This window comes from Pseudoalteromonas sp. SD03, from assembly GCF_040937955.1.
Lineage (GTDB): Bacteria > Pseudomonadota > Gammaproteobacteria > Enterobacterales > Alteromonadaceae > Pseudoalteromonas > Pseudoalteromonas tetraodonis.
Genome location: NZ_CP162515.1, coordinates 261,250 through 285,069 on the forward strand (window position 1 = coordinate 261,250; position 23,820 = coordinate 285,069).

Sequence of the window (23,820 nt, forward strand, 5' to 3'; positions counted from 1 at the left end):
CAAGTGAAAGCTGGAAAGTCCAAACTCGTTTCTGCCCCAAAACGAGTTAACGTAAATGCTCTAAGGGCAGCTTTGAGCGAAAAGCAGACATTGACCGTTAATCGTTTCAACGACGGCAATTAGCCATACGTTGCATGTTTGCTCCCTTACTGGTTTTACGATATCCAAAACCGACATAACGACCATTAAGCAAATACCAAAGTAAAATAGGTATGTGCTCCAATCATATAGCCAAAGAGGATAAAGCGTTAATAGCACTGCTACAGGCCCTAGAATGCTGAAGACAGCTCTGGTATGGTTTTTATTTTTGTGCCAGTTGTATAAGTTTACCAATAGTTCCAAAGATGCAAAAATAGGTAAAAGCGTATTTACAGCTATTCCTTCGAAGTGAGAGAAGAAGCCTAGTCCTAATGCCGATGCAAGTGACCTTAATGCAGGGAGGCAGGCCGTGCCGCTAGCCAAACGCCACTAGAGCCTACTCTGTCTAATATTTTATTTATCATTTGAAAGTCTATTGGTTGATATTACCATCATTCTAAACTCCGTATACAAGTACGGAGTCAATCATTTTAATGAGTCAATTATGGGGCAATGTGTTGGATCTTCGTTTTGCATACAGGTATTTGTCATACCCACAATTACTTTCTCTAAACGTTGAAGGTCATTAATTTTGTCTCGAATGATTGCTAACTTTTGTCGGTTTAATAGCTCAACTTGAGCGCAGTTGCTGTCCATAGACATTAGCGATTTTATTTCTCTTAACGTAAAGCCGAGCGCTTTGGCTTTTGTGATAAACCTAAGTTGTCCTGCTATTGATTCGTCATATTGTCTATAACCAGATATTGGTTTTTCAGGTTGTGTAATCAGTCCTTCTCGTTCATAAAAACGAATGGTTTCTACATTTAAATTTAATGATTGTGCTAATTTGCCAATGGTTTTCATTATTGCCTTTGTGAATACTACTAATCTAAAGTTATATTTAGTTCAACTATCTAATGACTTGATAATGCCACAGACTTCAATTGTACCGTCAGACCCGCAAGAGCTTGCCATTAGTTTTAACTCTTTTTTGAGTGCATTCAATTCCTTCATTCGTTGATTAACTAAAGTTAGTTGCCGATCAATTAATGCATTTACACTAGAGCAACTCTCCTCTGGCTTGTTTTTTAATTCAATGAGTCGCTTAATATCATTAAGCGGAATATCTAAACTTCGACAATGCTTTACGAACTCTAGCTCTTTAAATGCCTTATTAGAATACAACCTGAAATTCCCTTCAGTGCGATCAGGATCTGACAGCAAGCCCTCCTTTTCATAATATCGGATGGTTTGTACTGAATACCCCGATGTTTTCGATAACTCACCAATTTTCATAAAATTTCCAAATAAACTTGACCCTATAGTCACTATAGGATTTATAGTTAGAGCATACAAGTTAATCGGAGATGAAAATGAGCGATTGTGGGTGTGAAGTTGAGCTAAAAGATAACCAGCAAAAAACGGTGCTTTATTGGCTTCTGGCTATCAATGCCTCGATGTTTGTTTTTGAAATTGGCTTTGGTTGGTTATCAGAATCAACGGCTTTAATTGCAGATTCGTTAGACATGCTAGCGGATGCAATCGTCTATGCAATTGCACTATACGCGGTGGGAAAGTCAATCCAACATAAGGCTAATGCTGCTTTAGTGAGTGGCTATTTCCAACTGGGGTTAGGCGTGCTAATTCTAATGGATATTGCTAGAAGGCTGTATGGTGAAAGTGAGCCTCACTCTTGGTTTATGATTGGCGTAGGCATGGTTGCTTTAGTTGCAAATGTGATTTGTCTCATCCTTATTCGAAAGCACAACAACGATGAAGTACATATCAGAGCTAGCTGGATATTTTCAGCGAATGATGTAATTGCAAATCTTGGTGTCGTTATCGCAGGCATACTCGTTATGGTGCTGAAACAGCGTTGGCCTGATATCGTCATTGGTAGCATCATTTCAATGTTAATTCTTCGAGGCGCTTACCGAATACTAAGCGATGCTAAACAAGAATTAGCTGTTGCTGAGAAAACACGTTAAACACCAAATGAAGATAAACAATCAACCTTTGGTTGTTCAAAGTAAGGAAACATCAATGAATAGCAAATATCTAGAAAAAACCAAGATAGTAAATTTTGAACACTCTACAATTCAATCATTAATTTCTGAGCGTAATTGGCAAGAACTCGATGACTTCAACAAAATTGGTGCAGCCTACCAATTTGTTAAAGATGAAATATTATTTGGTTACAATGAGAGTGATGATATTTCAGCAAGCAGTGTTTTAGCCGATGGTTACGGACAATGCAATACCAAGGGTAACTTGCTGATGGCTTTGTTACGAGGATTAGGTATTCAATGTCGTTTTCACGGCTTTACTATTGAGCAGCGATTACAAAAAGGAGCTATTCCAACTTATGTATTTTGGTTAGCACCTAAATATATCATTCATAGTTGGATTGAAGTTTATTTCAAGGATCGTTGGATAAACTTAGAAGGCTTTATATTAGATGAACAATATTTAAGTTCACTACAGCACAAATTTAGTCAAATAAAAAACGAATTTTGTGGTTATGGTGTTGCAACAAAGTGTTTCTCTTCGCCAGATACAGATTGGCGTGGTCAAGATACCTATATACAAAAAGAAGGTATTCATGATGATTTTGGTGTTTATAATTCCCCTGATGAGTTTTATCTCGAAAAAGGAACTAACTTATCAGGAATCAAACGTTGGATGTATCAACGAGTGATCCGTCACTTTATCAATTTTAACGTAGTCAATGTAAGAAATTTAAAAGTTCTTGAGGTGGAAAATGCACAATCATAGCCATAGCCATTCGCATGGAAAAGACGACCGTATAGGTTGGACATTTTTCCTTAATGTTTCATTTACTATTATCGAATTTATTGGTGGTTGGCTAACCAACAGTACCGCTATTATGGCTGATGCTGTACATGACCTGGGTGACAGTTTATCTATAGGATTCGCTTGGATACTGAGTCGTTTCTCGGATAAAGAAGCATCCGATAGATTTAGCTATGGCTATCGTCGTCTTACCCTGTTTGGCGCATTAATTAACAGTATTGTATTAGTTATTGGTTCTGTCTGGGTGCTATTTGAAGCAATACCAAGATTATCTAATCCTGAAATGCCAATGGCTGAAGGAATGTTGGGTCTTGCATTACTTGGGGTTGCTGTTAATGGGTATGCAGTATTTAAACTAAAAGCGGGTAAAACGCTGAACGAAAAAGTACTTACGTGGCATTTGCTTGAAGACGTACTTGGCTGGGTTGCAGTCCTAATTGTTTCTATCGTGCTGCTTTTTGTAGATCTACCAATATTAGATCCTTTGCTTTCTATAGGCTTTACACTGTTTATATTGTTTAACGTTTTGAAAAACCTGAAAACAACATTGGCACTATTTCTTCAAGCTACACCTGATGAAGAAGTGCAGAATAATATTGAAAAAGCGATAAAGGCTATACCTGAAATTAATGGGATTCATCATATGCACTTTTGGTCATTAGACGGGGAAAGTCACGTATTAACTGCTCACCTAGAGTTAGCCCATAACTTTGAGGTTGATAAATTAATTAGGCTAAAACAACAAGTGGCTAAGGAACTTTCTTCTTATAATTTATCTCATACAACCATTGAGTTTGAGTTTCCTCAAGAAACTTGCCGTGACGAGCATGAAAAACATGCGCATGGCTAGTTTAGAAAACCTTTTTTTGATATTATAATTTTTCATATTTAAGTAGGTGTTTATTTTGAAATTCAATGTTGCGTTAAAAATACTATTAGTCGTTTCGATTGTTTTGCAATCGTTAACTGCTGTTGTATCCGCAACACCTGAGAATCACCAAATAGATATAGAGCACCTTCAAATTCAACATGATCATGCAGATGATCGAAATGTCTCAAATGATAATGTAGGTGATGAGCAGCATAATGAAAAAGATTGTCATCACTGCGGACATTGCAGTGGCAGCCACTTATCTTGGATTTTAGTCAGTAATTCAAATACCACGGGCAAACTAAACATTATCAATAAAACGCCTTATCAAATTGATCAAACAAGTACCTTTCTTGAAGCGATACTTCGTCCGCCCATTTCTTAATTAGATTAATTTTTAATGACCTATTTATCCTTTAATAATGGATAAAGGTTTCGTGTTTATTAATTTTAAAATTAAGAATTTTTATGTATATATATTTAAAAAATGCAGGTTTAGTCCTGTCTTTATGTATGGCTGTGAGTTTTTCAGTTGCCACTTATGCCAAACAGAAAAGTATTTCATGGCTAGATAGTCAAATAAATAAAGATCCCGAAGTTGTTGCGGCTAAAGAGTTACTTAATGCAAGTAATCATAGAGCCAAGAGCTTAACTAAAGCCGTATATAACCCAGAGCTTGAAGCAAGCTATGAAAAAGAGGGTGATTTTGATAATTATTCTATTGGTATCAGTCAAACGATTGATTTTTGGGATAAGCAATCAGCAAATAAAAGCATTGGTGAAATTGGTGTTTATGCAAACCAGCAACAATTGTTATCTCTACTCGATTCTAAAAAGGCTAACGCTTTAACTGCAATAGTTAATTGGCAAGCAGCAAAAAAGGTGGCTCAGTTACTTTCAGTAAGAGAAAATCAATTACAAACGCTCGTTGGAATTATTGAAGATAAGCGAAAAGCAGGACTTTTAGAGCCACTTGACGCTGAACTGGTTTATTTAAACTTGTCCCAAGTTTTCAGTGAAATATCTGAGTCGCAAATTGCTTTGAAAAATGCAGAGGTAAATGTTCAGGAGTTATTGCCTGATTGGACGCCTAATACTACCAATTTGTTTTCATTTACTTTTGGAGCAACAAACTATTCATTTAACTCTCAGTGGGTTGAGGAACATCCAAAAGTTAAACTCGCTAGAGCGCAATGGAAGATAAAACAATCTAAAGCTCAACTAACCACTATGGAATCTAAAGCCAATCCAACCATTGGAGTTAACGCAGGGAAAAGTGGAGATGAAGACTTGATTGGCGTGACTTTCTCAATGCCTTTAAATATCAGAAATAACTATTCAGATACTGTTAAAGCCGCTTATTCAGAAGCAATTGCAGCAGAGGCTAACTTTCGGTCGGTTTATCGAAAGCAGTCATTTGAAGCAAAAGCTAATTATGAATCGCTTATTGTCAGTAAAAAATATTATGAGCAATGGCAAAAACTGACAAAAGGCAGATTAGATAGCAGCGAAAACTTATTAAATAAGCGCTGGGAAGCTGGTGACATTAATACTTCTGACTACTTACTTGCATTAAATCAACGTGCGGAAGGGCTTCATGCAGGAATACGTTTGGAAAATCAATTCAAGCTTGCAGAAATATCCTTCATTTTAAGTATGGGTCAGTTATCCAAATTTGAGATTTGAGCGCTTTGTTTTTTCAGTAGCGAAAAACGAAATCTTAAATTTATTAAAAATATAGGTTACAAAAATGAATACAGTAATTAGTAAAAAATTTTTAGCCGTAGTAATTAGCTGCCTGTTAGTTGGGTTTACTACAAATCATGATGCTTTTGCACAGTCGTCAGATGGAACTGGTTCTGTCACAAACGTTTCGAAACAAGAAGAAAAAGAACATCAAGATGAGCATGAACACGAAAAGGGACATGAAGAAGATAAAGGTGACCATGACGAGCACGGCCATGAAGGTGGTAATAAAGAGGGAGAAGAAGGACATGAAGAAGGTATCACTATTGATCCAAAGAAGATGTCGCTTGCTAACATTAAAGTGGAAAGTGTTAAGCCTGAATATCAATTTAGCTCCGTATATGCACCTGGCGAAATAAAAGCTAATGGCTATAAAAGTTATGTGGTATCACCACGTACAGAGTCAGTCATTATCAGTCGCCATGCAGCGCTTGGCGAGTATGTAGAAATAGGTCAGAAGTTAGTTACATTATTTAGTGAAGCAATGGCACAAGCACAAGCTGACTATTTAATCGCTTCAACCGAATGGCAACGTGTAAAAAAGCTGGGTAATAAGACGGTGAGTGAAAGTCGATTATTACAAGCTGAAACAACATACAATGCGAGCTATGGCAAGCTCATTGCTTTAGGGTTAACTGAAAAAGCAATAAATGGTATTTCTAACAAAGACATTAAAGCATTTGGACAATATGCATTAACGGCGCACCGTGAAGGTGTCGTGCTTCAAGACGACTTTATCCAAGGGCAACGTGTTGATGCTGGGGATTCAGTCATGTTGTTAGCTGATGAAAAACAACTATGGGTTGAAGCAAAAGTTTCTCCAAATAAAAAGCTAAATTTATCAATTGATTCTCCTGCGGTACTTAAATTAGAAGGCCAGAGTTACAATGCCAAAGTTATCCAAGAAGCCCATACAATTGATCCCGTAACTCGTACAAGAATTATTAGATTGGGGGTACAGAATGCTGATGATAACCTTCATTCAGGTATGTTTGTAAAAGTTTACTTTCAGTTTGCCACAAAGCAGAAAGTGATGGCTGTGCCAGAAGAAGCATTGATCCGCAGCGCAGATGGTGATTGGACCGTATTTGTCGAAGACCACCCTGGAGAATTTAAAGCTGTAGAAGTAGAACTAGGCCGAGCCTTAGGTGATTTTAGGGAAATCATTGGCCTTGATAGTGGGACGCGAATTGTAACCAAAGGCGCATTTTTTGTTGCTTCTGAAATCGCTAAAGGCGGATTTGATCCGCATAACCACTAAGGAGCAAGACTATGTTTAATAAAATAATAGATTGGTCTGTTAATAATAGACTCCTGATTTTGATTGCGCTGTTTGCCACAATTGTCGGCGCAATTATGGTTATACCAAAACTAAATTTAGATGCCTTTCCTGATGTTACTAATGTTCAAGTTGCTGTAAATACTGAAGCGCCAGGACTAGCTGCTGAAGAAGTTGAACAACTCATTACGTACCCCATTGAAGCGGTCATGTATGCCTTACCTGATGTAGAACAAGTGCGCTCAATTTCTAAAACAGGCTTGTCTGGCGTCACGGTTGTTTTCAAAGAAGGCACCGACATTTACTTTGCAAGACAACTTGTATTTGAGCGTCTTCAAGCCGCAAAAGAACTGATACCAGAAGGTGTCGGCACACCCGAAATGGGGCCAAACACCTCAGGGCTAGGCCAAGTATTTCAGTACCTTCTTATTTCAGATAAAGATGCAGGCTATGATGCTATGGCACTCAGGAGTCTCAATGATTGGGTAGTAAAATTACTCGTTATGCCTGTCGATGGTGTTACTGATGTACTCTCCTTTGGAGGTATTGTTAGGCAGTACCAAGTAAATGTAGATCCATCTAAGCTTCTTTCTTATAACCTAACGCAAGAAGACGTTGTTGGTGCCCTAGATAACAACAATGCCAATGTTGGCGGATGGTATATGAACCGTGGGCAAGAGCAGCTTGTTATTAGAGGTGCAGGTTGGTTTGAAAGTGGTGACGCTGGTATTAGTAATATCAAACAAGTTCCCGTCAAAACAGTTGATGGGACAGTTGTGACGGTTTCGGATATTGCTAAAGTTGAAATGGGCAGTGAAATTCGTCAAGGTGCTGTCACAATGACGCGCAAAACCGAAGACGGTAAAGTCGAAAATTTAGGTGAAGTTGTCTCTGGCATTGTCTTAAAACGCATGGGGTCTAATACTAAAGCCACCATTGATGGTATCAATGCAAGAATCCCATTGATTAATCAAGCATTGCCTAAAGGTGTTCGCTTTGAACCATTTTATGATCAGGCTGATTTGATTGAAAAAGCCGTTGATACAGTAGTTGATGCACTATTACTAGCATTTATTTTCATCTGTATTGTATTAGCACTATTTTTAATGAATATACGTGCAACCTTCCTTGTCCTAATATCTATTCCAATTTCAATTGGTATCGCGTTAATGATCATGGCTTGGTGGGGCATTTCTGCAAACCTTATGTCATTGGGTGGCATTGCCGTAGCCATTGGTATGCTAGTTGATGGTTCAGTCGTGATGGTTGAAAACATGTTTAAGCATTTAAATAGACCAGACTCTACCCATTTAAAAACTGTAAAAGAAAGAGTGCCTAGTGCTGATACTGATCCACATGATGTAGAACAAGATGAGCATGGTATTAAGTTACGTCTTCAAAATGCGGGTAAAGAAGTGGCTCGTCCCGTATTTTTTGCAGCTTCTATTATTTTAGTCGTATTTACGCCTTTATTTAGCTTTGAAGGTGTTGAGGCAAAGTTATTTCAACCTATGGCAATAAGCATCATTTTAGCTGTTATATCTGCTATTGTGGTTGCGTTGTTTGTTGTACCCGCTTTAGCTACTTATTTATTTAAGTCAGGTGTAAAAGAGAGGGAAAGCTTTGTTCTTAGGCCATTAGACAAACTCTACAGAAAAGGGCTTACATTCGCACTAAAACGCACCAAATTAGTCATTTCAGCCGCACTTATATTAGTTTTCTCTGCCTTTGCATTAGTTCCATTAATTGGTACTGAATTTGTACCTGAGTTAGAAGAAGGGACGATAAACTTAAGAGCAACGCTTGCACCTTCTTCCAGTTTAGATACCGCGCTCACTGTGGCACCAATTCTAGAAGAAAAACTAATGGCTTTCCCTGAAGTAACCTATGCATTAAGCCGAATTGGTCGAGCAGAAATAGGTGGAGACCCAGAGCCTGTGAATAACATCGAAATTTACATAGGGTTGAAGCCTGTTTCTGAGTGGACCAGTGCATCTAATCGATATGAACTTCAAGGAAAAATGGAGAGATCTTTAGAAGAATTCCCTGGGTTGCTACTCAACTTTTCTCAACCTATTGCGACTCGTGTCGATGAGCTACTATCTGGTGTTAAGGCTCAGTTGGCGATAAAGTTGTTTGGGCCTGAACTTGAGGTACTGGCGGCTAAAGGTCAAGAAATAGAAACAGCAATTAAAAACATTGAAGGTGCAAGGGATGTTGCATTGGAGCAAATTGCTGGTGAAGCGCAATTGGTGATAAGTCCTAACAGGCAAGAACTATCACGCTTTGGATTGTCTGTGAGTGACATAATGGAGGTTGTGCGTGATGGTATTGGTGGTGTTGAAGCCGGACAAATAATCAATGGTAATGAACGTTATGATATTTACGTTCGCATAGAGGAAGAGTACCGAAGTAACAAAGAAGCTATTGCTGATATTCGGCTTCAATCACCTACTGGTGCTTGGGTGCGGCTGGGTGACGTAGCCTCAGTCTCATTTGAGTCAGGCCCACCACAAGTTAGACGCGATGATGTACAACGAAGAGTCGTTATCCAAGCAAATGTACAAAATCGAGATATGGGAAGCGTGGTTGCCGATATCAGAACGGTAATTGCTGAAAAGGTTGACTTACCTTCAGGTTATTCTGTTTCGATTGGCGGCCAGTTCGAAAGTCAAAAACGTGCTCAAAATAGGTTAGCTATAGTTGTACCTTTATCGTTAGCACTAATCGCACTACTACTTTACTTTGCCTTTGGTTCTGTTGGTCAAGCTATGCTGATATTGGTCAACGTGCCGCTTGCTGTAATTGGCGGAGTTTTCTCCTTATATTTATCTGGACAATACTTGTCTGTACCAAGCTCCGTTGGCTTTATTACCTTATTTGGTGTAGCGGTATTGAATGGGGTCGTTATGGTAGAAAGTATCAACCAACGTATTAAAGACGGTCTAGAAGCATCTAAAGCCGTTTTTGAAGGCGCTACTTCAAGATTAAGACCTGTACTTATGACTGCTATAACATCAGCTTTAGGTTTGATACCGATGTTAATGTCTAATGGTGTTGGTGCAGAAATACAGCGCCCATTAGCGAGTGTTATTGTTGGCGGCTTGGTAACTGCAACACTGTTAACATTATTTGTTTTACCTGTTTTATATCGCTGGTTTTCAGAGAAAAAAATAAAAGAGCTATCCAGATAAAATTACTGTGAACTCTAACCCCACGCTAAAGTCACGTTTAGCGTGGGGTTATTGAGTAGATGAACGAAAAGAAAGATTAGATTTAACAATAAACTAATAGTCATGACTGCTTTGTCGGAATATTTGTCGTTAAACAGGCCAAAGCTAACTTCCGCTTTCGTATCTTTGCAGTCTTAATCTCTATGTGTCTCAAGGTCGGATTATGGCACGTGCCAGACTCTAACTTCGAGTCTGGCTTAGGTTCAAATTTAAGCATCGATCTGTTCTGATACTTCTAACGCATCATCAACTTCTATTCCCAAGTACCTGACAGTGCTCTCTAGTTTTCTATGGCCAAGTAGAAGCTGACAGGCTCTTAAATTTTTAGTTTTTTTGTAAATTAGTGATGGTTTGGTACGTCTCATTGAATGAGTGCCATATTGAGTCTTATCTAACCCAATTGAGGTGACCCAAGAGTCAACTATACGTCCATATTGACGGGTTGAAAGGTGTTCAGAGGAATGAATTCGTGACTTAAACAAGTAATCATAAGAATTGAGAGTAAATTGCTCTATGAGCGCCACAATTGATTTCCTTGTATTTCCAGTAATTTCAAATTGAACAGGCATACCAGTCTTTTTTTGAACGACTATTGCCCGTGATTGGATTGCTTTACCATGTGCAATGTCATTAACTTTTAGTGAAACTAAATCACACCCTCTTAGTTTGCTATCTATGGCTAGGTTAAATAGTGCTAGATCTCTTATTTTATGAAAAAGTTCCAGTCGTATTCGGATAGCCCATATTTGCTGTAATTTTAGAGGTAACTTTTGTCCTACAAGCTTATTTTTATTCCAAGGCTCTTTAGGCTGATATATAGTTAACTGGTGCATTAGTTGTACTCCGGTGTTTATGGAGTTTTAAGCTTAGCTCGCTACAAAAGAATTCGGGTATGAGCGAGAAGCGGTCATTGATATTGGCTAAATATCGTCGTTAATTGATTTGTTAAACTGTTCCTTGCGCATATATTCATGAAAATGAGCGATGCGCGCATATTGGTTTATTTAAATTTATCTGAAATTTTAGAAAACTTAGTGATAGTAATACCTTAGATAATTTGTTAAAACTATATAAAGTAGATAAATGAGCGTTAAGTTGGCAGAAATATGCGCGATGAGCGCACTATTAAATTGTTAGCTGTCTCAGGAGAGTCATGAGTAACTCAAAGGAATTCGAAATCGCACTATCTTTCGCAGGTGAAGATCGAGAGTATGTGGATCAAGTAGCAAACCTATTAAAAGACTCAGGGGTAAAGGTATTCTATGATCTTTTTGAAGAAGCAAACCTTTGGGGGAAGAATCTCTATGATTATCTAACTGAAATATATATGGATAAAGCTCTTTATACGATTATGTTTATTTCAGATGATTATTCTAAGAAATTATGGACGGGGCATGAGCGCAAAGCCATGCAAGCCAGAGCCTTTCAAGAAAACCAAGAATATATACTTCCAGTTCGATTTGATGAAACTCCTATTCCTGGGGTATTGCCTACAACTGGATACATTGACATCTCCAAAAAATCACCAGAAGAATTCGTTGAAATTATACATAAAAAATTAGTGAATAGTGGTAAGACGGTCCCAACAGAGAGTGTCCGAAAGTCTCTATTTACTACAAACTCTATCCCAAAGATTGATCCGGCAGTTTCAAAAATAACTGTAACGTCAACACTTGGAAACCCAGTTGAAGGTGCTACAGTCGTCGCTATAGCAGATAATAATACTACCAAGTCTGCCGCATCTGAGAGTGATGGAGTAGCTAAGTTGATGATTTCAACAAGGCGAAGTTACCAAATTCTGGTTTCCCATCCTGATTACCCTGGGGCAATAGTTCAATCATGGGATTCCGCAGAGGATCTGAAAATAGTTTTAGCTTCTACTGATAATACAGGATCTGTAATCTGTATGAGCACAGGATATATTCCAGGACTACAGGGCAGGTTAAACCCAATTTTAGACACAAGCAATCGTACATATCTATATGCAGATAATATAGCTATTAATGGTGGTCAAAACCAACCTACAACTTTCTCTATTGATGAGCCATTTGAGCTTGAAGACTGTGATGGTGTAATTATGCAGGTAAAAGTTTTACACATACAAGGTAGAACGTCACTACTGCAGTTCGTACATGCTAAGCATGACAGGTAATAAATAAGGATAGAGTTTATGCCAACTTACGATGTGGTAATTTCTTTTGCAGGTGAAGACAGGGAAATTGCGGCAGCTATAGCCTCTAATTTAGTTACTAGAGGTATTAATGTCTTTTACGATGAGTATGAGCAAGCTAACCTTTGGGGAAAGGATCTGTATGTTCATCTGACAAAAATTTATCGAGATGACTCCAAATATTGTTTAATGCTTATTTCAGAAAACTACGCTAAAAAACAGTGGACAAACCACGAGCGTAAAGCCGCTCAAGCACGAGCATTCCAAGAGAATAGCGAGTATATATTGCCCTTACGTTTAGATGATGCTGAAATCGAAGGGGTCTTAGGTACTACAGGTTACATCGATTATAGGCATAGTTCGCTAGAAAAAATTATTAGTATGCTTGCCGAAAAGGTTTTCCTGTTTAATAAAGAAAACAATATCTCATATGATTTGGTTAGTGCAGAAAGTGTTTTTAAAAATGCACTAGATTTTAAAGGACAGCGAGCTTACCGAGATAAAGATATGGTGACAAATTGCCCTACTTGTAATGAAAAACAAAACCTTTCAGAAGCTACTATGTCTCTATCAGATGATGACACATTATATACTTGTAAAAATGGATGCCAGACCATCCTTGTTATTAGTCGCCCAGGTGAAACGGCATGGCCTGGTAGAGGATTTCGTTTAAAGGACTATGTATTCAGAAATGCTAGCGACATTACAATACAAACTGAATATATGCAGCTGGCTATGCTAATTCCTGCATCTAAATCAGCATTAATGAAGGTGCAATCGAACAGCTAACAAGTCATTACAGCAGGACAAAAAACAGCTGGTTTTTGCTCGTGCCTCGCTAATTTTAACCAGCTATTTTATTGCCTCTGAATGAGGCGTTACCAATGACCGCTCATGGCACAGAGCCGTCCTTCAGCTCTAACTCATTTTTGTCCAAAAACGAGTTTACCTGACCGTCTGCTTCTCGCTCTAAGCGCAGTTCAATCACACATAATTTGCTTGGCGTTTTGCAAACAATGACAAGATTACCTACCCCCCTATCTGCAGTAACAATAATAAAGATTGATTGGGTTATGCGAGTAAAAGCTTTTTTAAATTAGGCAGGCATTTTTTAACTTAAAACACAAAAGAGTTTTAAAACTGAATAATTTTCATATAAAAATTCAGTAAAATTTTTTATCCATATTATACTTTTTTATTATTGCTGTAATTTTGGATAACTATGTTAAACAATTATTCTGTGCGTACCCGTTTAGCCGTGCTTGCATTGCTACCAATTATGATTTTTTTAATTACATCGTTTTTTTCAATAAACACAATGGGAAGGTTAGTAGCAGGGATTGATAGTTTATACGACGACCGAGTCGTACCACTTAAGCAAATTAAACATGTGTCTGATAATTACGCTGTAAATATTGTTGATTTACTTCACAAGTATCGTGCTGAGTCTATTACCAAATCAGCGCTTTTAGCGAATATTAATGATGCTAGAAATACGGCTGATAATGAATGGAAAGCCTACCTGAGCACACAGCTAACAGCTGAAGAAAAGCGCTTAGTAGATAACGTTGAAAGTAAACTACAGCCTGTGCTTACGCACTTGAATAATTTAATTGTAAGTATTAATAGTGGTGAGTTTTTACTAATCCCACAAAAGCAATTTGTTTATGAGCTTTACCAACTCTTTGATCCGCTGAGTGCCAGCTACCAAGCTTTAATTGATTTACAACTTAAAGAAGCAAGTGATTTTAAAGTTAAAGCTGATGAGAATTATCAATTTATAAAATTGATAATGAGTGTGACAATCGCGATATTGATTTTACTGTTACTGATTGTTGCTTACTTTATTTATTCTTCGATACAAAATCCATTAATGTCATTACGCGATACCATAACGCACATTGCGACCAATGCTGATTTAACAGCTCGTGCTGAGGTTCAAGGTAAGGATGAGATTGCAGATACCGCATCTAACTTTAATGATATGCTACTTCGGATCCAAGGTTTAGTAAAAGATATGGCAGGCGCAACGCTGACACTTGCCTCTGCAGCTGAAGAAATGAACTCTATTAGTATTCAGGTTGCCAGTACAGCAACGCAGCAAGAGCAACAATCGGCTATGATTGCAACTGCAATTACTCAAATGAGCAGTGCAATAGAACAAGTTGCTCAAAACGCGCAAACAACCTCCGACAAGGCAACAAGTGCCGACATTAAGGCAGGCCAAGGGCAACAAGCTGTTGCTGATAATATAGAGTCAATAAATACGCTTTCAACTTTAGTTAATACTAATACGCAGCTCATTACAGATCTAAATACACAAACCAATGATATAAACCAAGTTGTTATGATGATTCAAAGCGTTGCTGAGCAAACTAACTTGTTAGCTCTAAATGCAGCTATTGAAGCAGCAAGAGCTGGCGATTCTGGTCGTGGTTTTGCCGTTGTAGCCGATGAAGTAAGGCAACTTGCCCACAATACTCAAAAGGCAACCGCTAGCATTAATGAAATGATCACTAAACTACAAGGCATGGCTCAGCAAGCTGTTAATGCCATGGGTAACGCTGAAAGCAGCGCTAAAGAGAGTGTTGAGCATGCTAATTATTCTTCGCAGGTGCTCAGCGAAATTAACCGTGAAGTTACTGAAATTGCAGATATGAATACTCAAATATCAACCGCAACTCAGGAGCAAAAAATGGTCGCAAATGAGCTAAGCAGTAATATTAATGAGTTTAGCGCGAGTATCACGTCGGTTAGCGAAAGCTCACAGCAAAATGCACAGGCATCGCAAGAACTCGCACAGCTTGCGGCAATGCTACAAGGGCAAGTTAATGTATTTAAAGTTTAGGTACTTTCATTTTGCCGCATGTTAGGAGTTATACCTTAAATGAAAGCCTTATTTGCCATCAATTAAAATTATTAATTGATGGCATGCTTGTTACTTTAAGCACTCGTTTGATTTGACAATATATTTATCCAATCACTGGGGTTTGAGAGTATAAACTGATACGAGCTGCCATCTTGCGTGAAAACCTCTATCGCATCAGCTGTTATTGGAACAAGGCCTGCGCCTTTGCCTTTACATTCAACCACTTTTAAAATTGTATCACGGGCAATTGTATATGGTTCTAACCCTAATTTTTCATTAAAAGGTTCAAAATTTAAGTCGGTTTGCGTAATCCAAAACTTTCCGTCCGCTTTCATAACTCCATTTTGAATGGTTGCCATTGTTGATTTAACGACAGTTGATTGCATATTTAAATTCCTTTACACGTGAATATAATTTCAAATTGTTCAACTTCCTTCTGTTTATTATTACAGCTAACTTGATAGCCAAAAGCAAGTTTATTTGTGCACTAACGACACAAAGCCACCTTTTAAATTTAAAAGTTACCCGTATATATTTACCTACTTTAAACTTTGTGGAATAATCGCTGCTCTTTTAGGGGAGTAGCCCGCTCAGTAATGAGTAAACTTATCAACATAATTGCACCTCATGTGCATGGTAAGTTTGTAATGTTGTAGCAAGCGTTATCGGCGAGACCTAGGTAGACACTATCCTCATGGCGGGAGATAGCTGTTTGCCTTGGTTTAGTATTCCCGCCTGAAGATTATATTAATGGATATTTTTTTAACCTCTACCGTCACTGTTGCCCTTGCTGAAATAGGCGATAAAACCCAGCTTTTATCTTTACTATTAGCTGCTCGCTTTCATAATAAAATTGCACTTATTTTAGGCATTCTCGCTGCTACTATTATTAATCATGGTTTATCTGCATGGTTTGGTGATTGGCTAAGCGGAAACTTTGCCGTCGAATACTTACCTTGGATAGTCAATATAAGCTTTATTGTGGTAGGGCTGTGGCTACTTATTCCAGATAAAGATGAAGAAGTGAGCCATAAATACGACCGCTATGGTGCATTTTTAGTGGCCTTAATCTTATTTTTTATTGCTGAAATTGGGGACAAAACACAAATTGCAACCGTGTTGCTCGGTGCACAATATCAATCAGTACTTTGGGTTACGCTGGGTACTACATTAGGCATGTTAATTGCCAATGTCCCTGTTATTTATGCCGGTAAGGCGTTACTAAAAAGAATTCCATTAAATACCGTAAGAGCGATAGCAGCCAGTGTTTTTGTACTGTTGGGTATTTATGGTTTAGTGACTATATAATGATTAAATAACGTTTAAATCACTCTTTAATCGTTAAACAATAAAAAGCGCTTACCTACTTTTATACAAGTTAGTTGTAAGCGCTTTTTATATAAGGGTATATGATTTAGGCGTTATTTACACAATAGCAGCCTTTTGTATCCGCTATTAATAATGATGAGTTAAATCCGGCCTGTAAATTACTAATAACGGTTTCCACAAAGCCACTACCTTGAGAGCATGCCAGCCCTTCAGATAAAGGCCCTGCATAAACAAACTCACCATTTTTATCAATTAAAACGGCGGCAGGTGTGGCAGGGACCACTGACTTTAACTCATTATTTAATACAAAATTTTGCACTTCAACACCTTGGTTTGTAGCAAAGCGTTGCAAGGCTGATAAATGAGGCTGTGCTTGAATTGTACAGCCGCAATTTTCTTGCGTAATAATCACAAGTTGAGCACTGTCTTTGTTTTGCCACAGTACTTGGTTTTTAAATTGCGAAAACCAGTTTTGCTGTTTAAGCATATTACCCTCATCAAAGGGCTTTAGCTGCCCTAGCTGAAAGTAAACAAGTGCCGACACAACAAAAGCAAGCCATATACAAATTAAGCTAATGGTGAAATAACGAGACTTACTTAAATTTTGCAATACTTTGCTCTAATACATCAATACTTACGTCTATCAGCTGCACTTTAGCCGTTAACTGCTCAACTATTTTAGTCTCTTGATACTGATTTTGGCGCATTTGATTTGTACTCATTGCTATTTGCTCTGTATTTCCAGCCTGTTCGGAAACCACTTGAGCTACTGAGTTAGTGCTGGCAGATACCGCTTGAATTTGATCACTCATTGACGAAATATTCTCTTTCATCGTTGCGCTTATTTTTGTTAAATCAACCACAAATTCTACACATTGATTCATCGACTGAGTTGACGTGCGACTATTATTTACCAGATCAGTAAGCGTAGACGCTATTTTGGTTGTTGTTGCTTGGCTGCTATTTGCAAGCGAGCGTACTTCATCGGCAACAACAGCAAACCCTCTGCCATGCTCACCCGCTCGTGCGGCCTCTATTGCAGCATTAAGGGCTAATAAATTAGTTTGGTCGGCTATGCCTGAAATTTCATTGAGTAAACTAGTAATAACATCCCCAGCGGCCACTAAATGGCTTAACTGCTCTTCAGTGTTTGTTAACAAGGTGAGTAGCTCGGTGCTTTTTCTGTCGGTTTGTAATACTTCTTCCAGCGCAACATTGGCTGATTCAGTAATGCTATTAACTTGTTGTTTTAAAGTATCGCTTTCTTGTTCAACTAACTTAAAACCATGCGCAACTTGTGCGCCTGAATTAGCAATATCATCTGTTTGCGCGTTTCGTTGCTGCGCGCTATTGGCTAACTCATCATGAACATGAATAAGCTCTTTAGAGTTATTTTTTAAAGAGTCTGACTGAACTTGAACTTGCTTAATCACATCTGATAAGTACTCAAGCAAAGTATTAAAACCAACTACCGCTTTGCTTGTTGTGTCATCTGCTCGCATAGAAAGCTTAACTTGATTTGGATCTTGCATTATTTGCTCTGTGGCATAACTTAACGATAGACCCGCACGGCGTTCGCGATTTAATGTTACGGCAATAAAACCAGCTACAAGCGCTTCCACAATGGCATACGCTGCGTGAATAAGCACTGTTGAAAAGGCGAGTCGGTCTGGATCAAATACGTAAAAACCAGTATTTTGTGTTTGCAAATAGTAAAAAGATAAATGGTGTATAGCTACAAACACAATAGCGGTAATAAACACTCGCCACTCTATGAACATTATTAGCATGGCTAAGAAAATGAATATTTCGAAATGCACTTCAATAAGGCCATAGGCTTGTTGAATATGTAAAAATGAAAACATCATAATTGCAGCCGCAACAACATGCGGTGTCATTTTGCTATCGGGTTGGGTTTTTAAAAGCCAAATGGGGAGCAAACATAACGGTAAGCCGACAAGAAATGCTTCTGTCAGGGTGCCAAAATAAAGACCAATACCTATAGACTCAATAAACAAAAGACTAAAAATAATTGTGAATAACCGACTTACACTAGACATAAAAACCTTAAATTAATTGTGTTCTAATTTAAACACGTTCAGCTGATATTTAAACTCAAAACAGCTAGCTATTTATTATTTCAAATCAAACAAAGTACAAATTATTTGATTTAAAACCGTTTTTAATGCGCTACTTAACAATTGGTAGTATTTGTTTAAAGGTAGACGTCCCTGCTTTTGTTGTCCATTGAAATATGATGGTCTCTACACAAGAGACTATAGCACCGGCTTGACGAAGCTGTTCTAGTGCAATAGCTTTGTGCTCTGTGTTTCTTGATGCTACTGCATCAGCTGCCACAGTGACCGCATAACCCTGCTGTAATAAATCTAAGCATGTTTGTAACACACAAACGTGCGCTTCAGTGCCAATTACAACTATATGTGGGCGATTTAATTGCGCAAGAGTATCTAAAAACCCCTCTTGTGCACAGGCACTAAAGTTAATTTTTTCAAAATAGCGAGCATTAGGTAACACAGATTTTATTTTCTCATCACTTTCACCTAGTCCTTTTTTATAATGTTCTGTAATTATTGAAGGAATTTGATGAATAGCACTTGCTTTTGCTAACTGCAAAGCACAATCTAGCGTGTCATTAAACGAAGCAATCGCTGGTGCTAACTTACTTTGTAAGTCGATAACTAAAAGTATACTGTGCTCTGCTTTAATATTTCCTGCGTAATTCATACTATGTCCTTACGTTATAACTAGATTAACCTTGTAACAAACAACAAAAACACAACAAACAGTTTACATTTAATGCTTTTTGTAATTTTTGAATTAAACTCATGTTATATTACGCCAATATTTAATACCAACCTTGTTCGTTGTAAGGGTAAGTGCTTTTGAGTAAGTTTTTCTTTATTGTTTATATGTTTTTATTTGTTTGCTCGCAGCATAGCTTTGCTTCACAAACTTATTCAGAACAATTACAACGTATCACTAACAACGAACAATTGTCGCAAAGCTTTATAGTGAAATCACTCCAAGATGACGTGGGCTATGTATGGATTGCTACAACTGAAGGTTTATACCGATTCGACGGATACCAAGTCACGCCTTACGAGAGCGAATTGGGTTTAAAAAATAACTACATTAATAGTATTTATAAAGCAATTGACGGCCAAATTCTGGTTAATACTCAACTTGCAGGAAGTTATTTGATTAACCCTAATACCTTGCAAGCAGAGCTAATATATTCAGGGCATTTAAACCAAAATCAAGAAAAGTTCTCTCCTGTTCAGGCTGTTGCTGAACAACCGGCGCATTTTTATTTTTCTATTGATTCGCACATCTACCGATATGGTAAAACATCAAAAGGCCTAACACTCATCTCATCTTTGCCCGATGAAAATATGTTTATTAGAGCATTATCATTATACCAAAACACATTGTATATTGGTGCCGATCAGGGGCTATATGTTTATAGCTTTGCCAATAACGACCTACAACAAATAACACTTAACGACATTCAAGAAGTTACAAACGATAGCAACAATGTTAAATTTTTATCCATAGATGATGAGCTCGGTTTGTTAATTGGTACGGTTGAAGGAATGTATCGGATTGCTTTTGATGAAATTAAAAATATAAACCCTTCAGCATTAACAACTTTGATAAGTGACTATAATATTTGGGATTATATAAACACACCGTATGGTGAGTTTATTGCCACAGAAAGTGGGTTATTTGAATTCGATAGAAAAAACACAAGCATTAGCCCTATTTTAAACTTCAAAGATAGTAACTACAACGTAACAGAGAACACGATAAACGATATTATGTTTGATGAGTCGGGCTTACTTTGGTTAGGTTCTAGAACACATGGAATATTTACTTGGGCAGCACAAACAAAAAAGTTTAAAAAAATAACCTTACCTGAAAATAATATTGTAAATACTATTTACCAAGATAATAGTAAATTACTGTGGATAGGCACTGACGATGGGCTTGTTCAGTATAACTTAGAAACCCAAAAGAGTGACTTATATCTACAATCTAAAGATAGCAAAGCGGTCTATGGCCTATCGGCTATAGGTGATATTTTCCCTGCATATGGCAAAGGCGATAACTACCTATGGCTAGCAACTTTTTCCGGGCTCGATCTCTTTAATAAAGAAACAACAACATTTGAAAAAAACAAATACATTACTCAGTACAAGTTAAATACCGACTATACGTTCGGCATTGCACAAGTTGCACCCGATACTTTTGCTTATATAAACAATGATAACTTTTATATATTTAATGGTAACACAGGCGAAAACCGAGTTATTAATGGACTAAAAGAGCAGGTATCGCCCATGCTTGCATATACGTTTCATACCCCCTCTGAGGCTTTCCCTGGCGAATTACTGTTAAGTACCTCTGACACGCTTTATCGATACAACGAAGAAACAGCGACTTTAATTACTATTTTTGAATCTAAAACAGCAAAAAACAATCTTTACCATACAGTAGAGAATTATTATTACGATGCTAAGCGAGGGCTGCTGTGGTTAGCCACCACCCAAGAAGGCTTAATTGCAGTAAACGCTAAAACATATCAGCAAGTGCATGTATTTGATAAACACAACTCATTAAATACTAACTCTATTTTTAAACTTATTGCAGATAATAAAGACTTTTTATGGATAAGTACTGATAACGGTCTTTATCAACTTAATTTAGATACGCTTAACATCACCACGTACACAATAAAAGATGGCTTAAGTAACAATCACTTTACAGCTCTAGCAGCATTAAGATTACACAACAACGAGTTAGCGTTTGGTAACCGTAGCGGCGTGCTAATGTTTGACCCAGAGCAATTTGATAATGAACAGCGAAAAATCAATAATAACTTAGCAATTACTAATATTAGTTTGTTTTCACAAGCCCTTAATTACTCCCCTTCAAAATACAGCACTGATCCATTAATGCTTAAGCACGACGATATGGGCTTAACGGTTCGGTTTTCAAATTTTGATTATAAAAATATTAATAAAACCTACTACAAAGTTGAGCTTACAGGCCCTTCGTCTTTGAGCTACAACGATTTAAAATCTAACCAGGTGTTTTTTACTAAATTACAACCTGGTGATTATACTTTGTCTGTCTCTACTCAACAGCGAAATGGAGTGATCACAAGTGACCCCATACAGTTAAAATTTAGTGTAGCTTACGCCCCTTGGCAGTCTCCTATTGCATATACTTTATATTTTATTGCTATTGTTGTTATTTTGTTTTTATTTTTCTGGCAATACCGAAGCCGTAAAATTGCAATTGAACAAGCTCACCGCGCCGCTGTGCACTCTAAAACACAAACTGAGCTGGCACTAAAAAGTAATAAAAGCGGTGTATGGAACTATAGCTTTGCAGATAACTCAGTAAATACAGATAGAGGCGCAGAGCTTGGCTACGAGAACTTACCTGAACGCATCGATATAAGTAGTTTTTTTAATATTATGCATCCTGATGAGCGTCGCAGGCTACAAAGTAAATGGAATACTTTCACAAACCAAACTAAGCAAAAACATTGGCAAGCTACTTATCGTTTACGGCACAAAGATGGGCACTGGTTATGGTTTCATGATTTGGGGCAAACTATTTATAATGAAGACACTAAAGAGCCTCTTTATGTGTCGGGTATTTTTACTAATATTACCGAGCAGCTGGCAAACGAACAACAAGCCAAGATATTAGGCGAAGCATTTAGTCAAATAAATGACTTTTTACTTATTTTAGATGAAGACCTCGTGCCATTTTCAGCCAATAACAGCTTTATGGATGTGTTTTCTGATGAAGGCAGAGAGGGGATTGTTACCTCAAAATTATTTATTAATGCCATTGGTCAAGCTAAGTGTAGAGAGTTTGCAACAATTTTAAAAGCACTTAAACCAAAAGAAAACTGGCGAACAAATGCTTATGTAAAGACCACAAAAGCTGAAAAACACCCTATTCATTTAAGTGCCACAGCCGTTGCTAATGAAAAAGATAAAGTCAGTTATTATGTTATTGTTATTACCGATTTAACAGAGCAAAAACGCGCTGAAAATGAGTTACGCTACCTTGCTAATTACGATGCGTTAACGGGCTTACCTAATCGTAGTTTAATGAATCAAAAAATCGAAAATGCCATTACAAGCGCCGCTAAAGACGATTCGCAATGCGCTGTAATATTTATAGATTTAGATAAATTTAAACCCGTCAATGACTCCTTTGGCCATGCTGTGGGTGACAAACTATTGTGCAATATTACCGAGCGAGTGAGCCAATACTTAGGTGATGACGCTACATTTGGCCGCCAAAGTGGTGATGAATTTTTAGTGTTAGTTGAAAACGTTACCTCAATGGCTTCTTTACAACACACCCTCAACGAAATGAGCAAAGAGCTGGCTAACAAGGTTATTATTGAAGACTTCGCTATTAATATATCAGCCAGTATTGGTATTGCATTGTACCCATACGATGCAACATCGACCGATGCCCTCATACGTAACGCAGATATTGCCATGATGCATGCTAAACAAGCAGGCAGAAATGGATTTCAGTTTTTTAATGAAAAAATGAATGAGCAAATTAAACAAAAGCTTATTCTTGAAAACGACTTAAAAGATGCTGCTAGGGACAATCTGTTTTTTAATCACTATCAACCTATTGTTAATACACTAGATAAAACAATAAGTGGGGTTGAATTACTCATGCGCTGGGAAAACCAAGGCAAACCGGTTTCTCCCGCTTTATTTATACCTGTTGCTGAAGAGACTGGCTTAATTGATATGTTAACTGAGCAAGCATTACAGCGTGCAATTACTGAGCTTGCTCCACTTTTGAACATTAACCCGTTGTTTTACATATCGTTAAATTTGTCTCCAAAACATATTTTAAAGGCCAACATAACGCAGCAGCTCAGCTCCATACTAGAAAAAGCACAGATAAAACCACAACAACTTCGTTTAGAAATTACAGAAAACACGCTATTAGAAGATAAATACAAAGCGGCTAAGCAACTAAAAAGCTTACAGGCTGCTGGTTTCAAACTGTATCTTGATGATTTTGGCACTGGCTATTCATCGTTAACTTATTTGAGTCAATTTCCAATTAATGTGATAAAAATAGATCAAAGCTTTGTTAATAGTATTGGCATTGATAAAGGGGATGAATCTATTATTAAAACGATTTACTCACTCGCTGAAAACTTAGAGTTATATTGTATTGCCGAGGGTGTAGAAACGCGTGAGCAGCTAGACTTCTTGCGTAATATAGGCTGTTATCAGTTACAAGGGTATTACCTTGCTCGCCCTATGAGTGCTAACGATTTAATGAGCCCGGAGTGCTTCGAAAAAATTATTGATTTGATATGAAACTAAAAGCGACTTAGTTAAGTCGCTT

General features: G+C 37.6%; 20 protein-coding genes. 12 read left to right on the plus strand and 8 right to left on the minus strand.

The features are described 5' to 3' along the window. Window positions 1-60 precede the first annotated feature (60 nt). The 3 genes from ABZP26_RS17630 to ABZP26_RS17640 all read right to left on the minus strand — a co-directional run bounded on the left by ABZP26_RS17630 (window position 61) and on the right by ABZP26_RS17640 (window position 1,374). Window positions 61-462 (minus strand): MerC family mercury resistance protein, encoded by a 402-nt coding sequence (locus tag ABZP26_RS17630; protein WP_239978102.1) that lies wholly within the window; start codon window positions 460-462, stop codon window positions 61-63. A gap of 102 nt (window positions 463-564) precedes the next feature. After that, window positions 565-942, minus strand: a complete 378-nt coding sequence (locus ABZP26_RS17635; protein ID WP_004588890.1) for a MerR family transcriptional regulator — start codon at window positions 940-942, stop codon at window positions 565-567. Between the two features lie 42 nt (window positions 943-984). Further along, complete coding sequence (locus ABZP26_RS17640) at window positions 985-1,374, minus strand: Cd(II)/Pb(II)-responsive transcriptional regulator (RefSeq protein WP_004588889.1); 390 nt, start codon at window positions 1,372-1,374, stop codon at window positions 985-987. Window positions 1,375-1,451: 77 nt separating this feature from the next. Between ABZP26_RS17640 and ABZP26_RS17645 the strand changes: the two genes are divergently transcribed. The 7 genes from ABZP26_RS17645 to ABZP26_RS17675 all read left to right on the plus strand — a co-directional run bounded on the left by ABZP26_RS17645 (window position 1,452) and on the right by ABZP26_RS17675 (window position 9,982). Then, a complete protein-coding gene (locus tag ABZP26_RS17645; protein ID WP_368485828.1) occupies window positions 1,452-2,066 on the plus strand; it encodes a cation transporter in 615 nt (204 codons plus the stop codon). Window positions 2,067-2,121: 55 nt separating this feature from the next. Then, a complete protein-coding gene (locus tag ABZP26_RS17650) occupies window positions 2,122-2,853 on the plus strand; it encodes a transglutaminase family protein (RefSeq protein ID WP_004588887.1) in 732 nt (243 codons plus the stop codon). Then, window positions 2,840-3,742 carry a cation diffusion facilitator family transporter gene (locus tag ABZP26_RS17655; protein ID WP_004588886.1) on the plus strand — a complete coding sequence of 301 codons (903 nt, stop codon included), beginning with the start codon at window positions 2,840-2,842 and terminating at the stop codon, window positions 3,740-3,742. Before ABZP26_RS17650 ends, ABZP26_RS17655 begins: the two co-directional genes overlap by 14 nt. A gap of 55 nt (window positions 3,743-3,797) precedes the next feature. Further along, window positions 3,798-4,148: a hypothetical protein gene (locus ABZP26_RS17660; RefSeq protein WP_004588885.1), complete on the plus strand. Its 351-nt coding sequence runs from the start codon at window positions 3,798-3,800 to the stop codon at window positions 4,146-4,148. 83 nt (window positions 4,149-4,231) lie between these two features. Next, the gene (locus ABZP26_RS17665) at window positions 4,232-5,449 is read left to right on the plus strand and encodes a TolC family protein (RefSeq protein ID WP_008468875.1); all 1,218 of its coding nucleotides are present in this window, start codon (window positions 4,232-4,234) and stop codon (window positions 5,447-5,449) included. Window positions 5,450-5,513: 64 nt separating this feature from the next. Further along, the gene (locus ABZP26_RS17670; protein WP_002962258.1) at window positions 5,514-6,770 is read left to right on the plus strand and encodes an efflux RND transporter periplasmic adaptor subunit; all 1,257 of its coding nucleotides are present in this window, start codon (window positions 5,514-5,516) and stop codon (window positions 6,768-6,770) included. Window positions 6,771-6,781: 11 nt separating this feature from the next. Next, the gene (locus tag ABZP26_RS17675; protein WP_004588883.1) at window positions 6,782-9,982 is read left to right on the plus strand and encodes an efflux RND transporter permease subunit; all 3,201 of its coding nucleotides are present in this window, start codon (window positions 6,782-6,784) and stop codon (window positions 9,980-9,982) included. Window positions 9,983-10,230: 248 nt separating this feature from the next. Here ABZP26_RS17675 and ABZP26_RS17680 read toward each other — a convergent pair whose 3' ends face one another. Next, on the minus strand, window positions 10,231-10,854 hold the full coding sequence (locus ABZP26_RS17680; RefSeq protein WP_004589486.1) for a tyrosine-type recombinase/integrase: 624 nt from the start codon (window positions 10,852-10,854) through the stop codon (window positions 10,231-10,233). Between the two features lie 320 nt (window positions 10,855-11,174). Here ABZP26_RS17680 and ABZP26_RS17685 point away from each other — a divergent pair, with 320 nt between their 5' ends. The 3 genes from ABZP26_RS17685 to ABZP26_RS17695 all read left to right on the plus strand — a co-directional run bounded on the left by ABZP26_RS17685 (window position 11,175) and on the right by ABZP26_RS17695 (window position 15,039). Beyond that, the gene (locus ABZP26_RS17685) at window positions 11,175-12,173 is read left to right on the plus strand and encodes a TIR domain-containing protein (RefSeq protein WP_368485829.1); all 999 of its coding nucleotides are present in this window, start codon (window positions 11,175-11,177) and stop codon (window positions 12,171-12,173) included. A gap of 18 nt (window positions 12,174-12,191) precedes the next feature. Beyond that, window positions 12,192-12,980, plus strand: coding sequence for a toll/interleukin-1 receptor domain-containing protein (locus ABZP26_RS17690; protein ID WP_368485830.1), 789 nt, complete (start codon window positions 12,192-12,194; stop codon window positions 12,978-12,980). A gap of 433 nt (window positions 12,981-13,413) precedes the next feature. Further along, the gene (locus ABZP26_RS17695; RefSeq protein ID WP_016899616.1) at window positions 13,414-15,039 is read left to right on the plus strand and encodes a methyl-accepting chemotaxis protein; all 1,626 of its coding nucleotides are present in this window, start codon (window positions 13,414-13,416) and stop codon (window positions 15,037-15,039) included. Between the two features lie 95 nt (window positions 15,040-15,134). Here ABZP26_RS17695 and ABZP26_RS17700 read toward each other — a convergent pair whose 3' ends face one another. Next, window positions 15,135-15,446 (minus strand): hypothetical protein, encoded by a 312-nt coding sequence (locus ABZP26_RS17700; protein ID WP_013463090.1) that lies wholly within the window; start codon window positions 15,444-15,446, stop codon window positions 15,135-15,137. A 364-nt stretch (window positions 15,447-15,810) separates the two neighbouring features. Here ABZP26_RS17700 and ABZP26_RS17705 point away from each other — a divergent pair, with 364 nt between their 5' ends. After that, the gene (locus ABZP26_RS17705; RefSeq protein ID WP_016899615.1) at window positions 15,811-16,368 is read left to right on the plus strand and encodes a TMEM165/GDT1 family protein; all 558 of its coding nucleotides are present in this window, start codon (window positions 15,811-15,813) and stop codon (window positions 16,366-16,368) included. 106 nt (window positions 16,369-16,474) lie between these two features. On the opposite strand, the gene ABZP26_RS17710 is transcribed toward ABZP26_RS17705, so the two are convergent. The 3 genes from ABZP26_RS17710 to ABZP26_RS17720 form a co-directional block, all read right to left on the minus strand. Further along, window positions 16,475-16,999, minus strand: a complete 525-nt coding sequence (locus ABZP26_RS17710) for a DUF6436 domain-containing protein (protein ID WP_016899614.1) — start codon at window positions 16,997-16,999, stop codon at window positions 16,475-16,477. Beyond that, window positions 16,983-18,449 (minus strand): methyl-accepting chemotaxis protein, encoded by a 1,467-nt coding sequence (locus tag ABZP26_RS17715; protein WP_016899613.1) that lies wholly within the window; start codon window positions 18,447-18,449, stop codon window positions 16,983-16,985. Before ABZP26_RS17715 ends, ABZP26_RS17710 begins: the two co-directional genes overlap by 17 nt. Before the next feature lie 130 nt (window positions 18,450-18,579). Continuing rightward, entirely contained in the window at window positions 18,580-19,134 is a 555-nt protein-coding gene (locus ABZP26_RS17720) for an isochorismatase family protein (RefSeq protein WP_016899612.1), read from the minus strand. Window positions 19,135-19,292: 158 nt separating this feature from the next. Between ABZP26_RS17720 and ABZP26_RS17725 the strand changes: the two genes are divergently transcribed. Continuing rightward, window positions 19,293-23,792 carry an EAL domain-containing protein gene (locus ABZP26_RS17725; RefSeq protein ID WP_368485831.1) on the plus strand — a complete coding sequence of 1,500 codons (4,500 nt, stop codon included), beginning with the start codon at window positions 19,293-19,295 and terminating at the stop codon, window positions 23,790-23,792. The last annotated feature ends 28 nt before the right edge of the window (window positions 23,793-23,820 follow it).

Bases quoted from the DNA above. Each gene is read 5' to 3' on its own strand.
- ABZP26_RS17665 (WP_008468875.1), top strand. From the start codon at position 4,232: ATGTATATATATTTAAAAAATGCAGGTTTAGTCCTGTCTTTATGTATG.
- ABZP26_RS17680 (WP_004589486.1), bottom strand. From the start codon at position 10,854: ATGCACCAGTTAACTATATATCAGCCTAAAGAGCCTTGGAATAAAAAT.
- ABZP26_RS17670 (WP_002962258.1), top strand. From the start codon at position 5,514: ATGAATACAGTAATTAGTAAAAAATTTTTAGCCGTAGTAATTAGCTGC.
- ABZP26_RS17655 (WP_004588886.1), top strand. From the start codon at position 2,840: ATGCACAATCATAGCCATAGCCATTCGCATGGAAAAGACGACCGTATA.
- ABZP26_RS17640 (WP_004588889.1), bottom strand. From the start codon at position 1,374: ATGAAAATTGGTGAGTTATCGAAAACATCGGGGTATTCAGTACAAACC.
- ABZP26_RS17700 (WP_013463090.1), bottom strand. From the start codon at position 15,446: ATGCAATCAACTGTCGTTAAATCAACAATGGCAACCATTCAAAATGGA.
- ABZP26_RS17705 (WP_016899615.1), top strand. From the start codon at position 15,811: ATGGATATTTTTTTAACCTCTACCGTCACTGTTGCCCTTGCTGAAATA.
- ABZP26_RS17690 (WP_368485830.1), top strand. From the start codon at position 12,192: ATGCCAACTTACGATGTGGTAATTTCTTTTGCAGGTGAAGACAGGGAA.
- ABZP26_RS17635 (WP_004588890.1), bottom strand. From the start codon at position 942: ATGAAAACCATTGGCAAATTAGCACAATCATTAAATTTAAATGTAGAA.
- ABZP26_RS17720 (WP_016899612.1), bottom strand. From the start codon at position 19,134: ATGAATTACGCAGGAAATATTAAAGCAGAGCACAGTATACTTTTAGTT.
- ABZP26_RS17715 (WP_016899613.1), bottom strand. From the start codon at position 18,449: ATGTCTAGTGTAAGTCGGTTATTCACAATTATTTTTAGTCTTTTGTTT.
- ABZP26_RS17685 (WP_368485829.1), top strand. From the start codon at position 11,175: ATGAGTAACTCAAAGGAATTCGAAATCGCACTATCTTTCGCAGGTGAA.
- ABZP26_RS17695 (WP_016899616.1), top strand. From the start codon at position 13,414: ATGTTAAACAATTATTCTGTGCGTACCCGTTTAGCCGTGCTTGCATTG.
- ABZP26_RS17650 (WP_004588887.1), top strand. From the start codon at position 2,122: ATGAATAGCAAATATCTAGAAAAAACCAAGATAGTAAATTTTGAACAC.
- ABZP26_RS17675 (WP_004588883.1), top strand. From the start codon at position 6,782: ATGTTTAATAAAATAATAGATTGGTCTGTTAATAATAGACTCCTGATT.
- ABZP26_RS17645 (WP_368485828.1), top strand. From the start codon at position 1,452: ATGAGCGATTGTGGGTGTGAAGTTGAGCTAAAAGATAACCAGCAAAAA.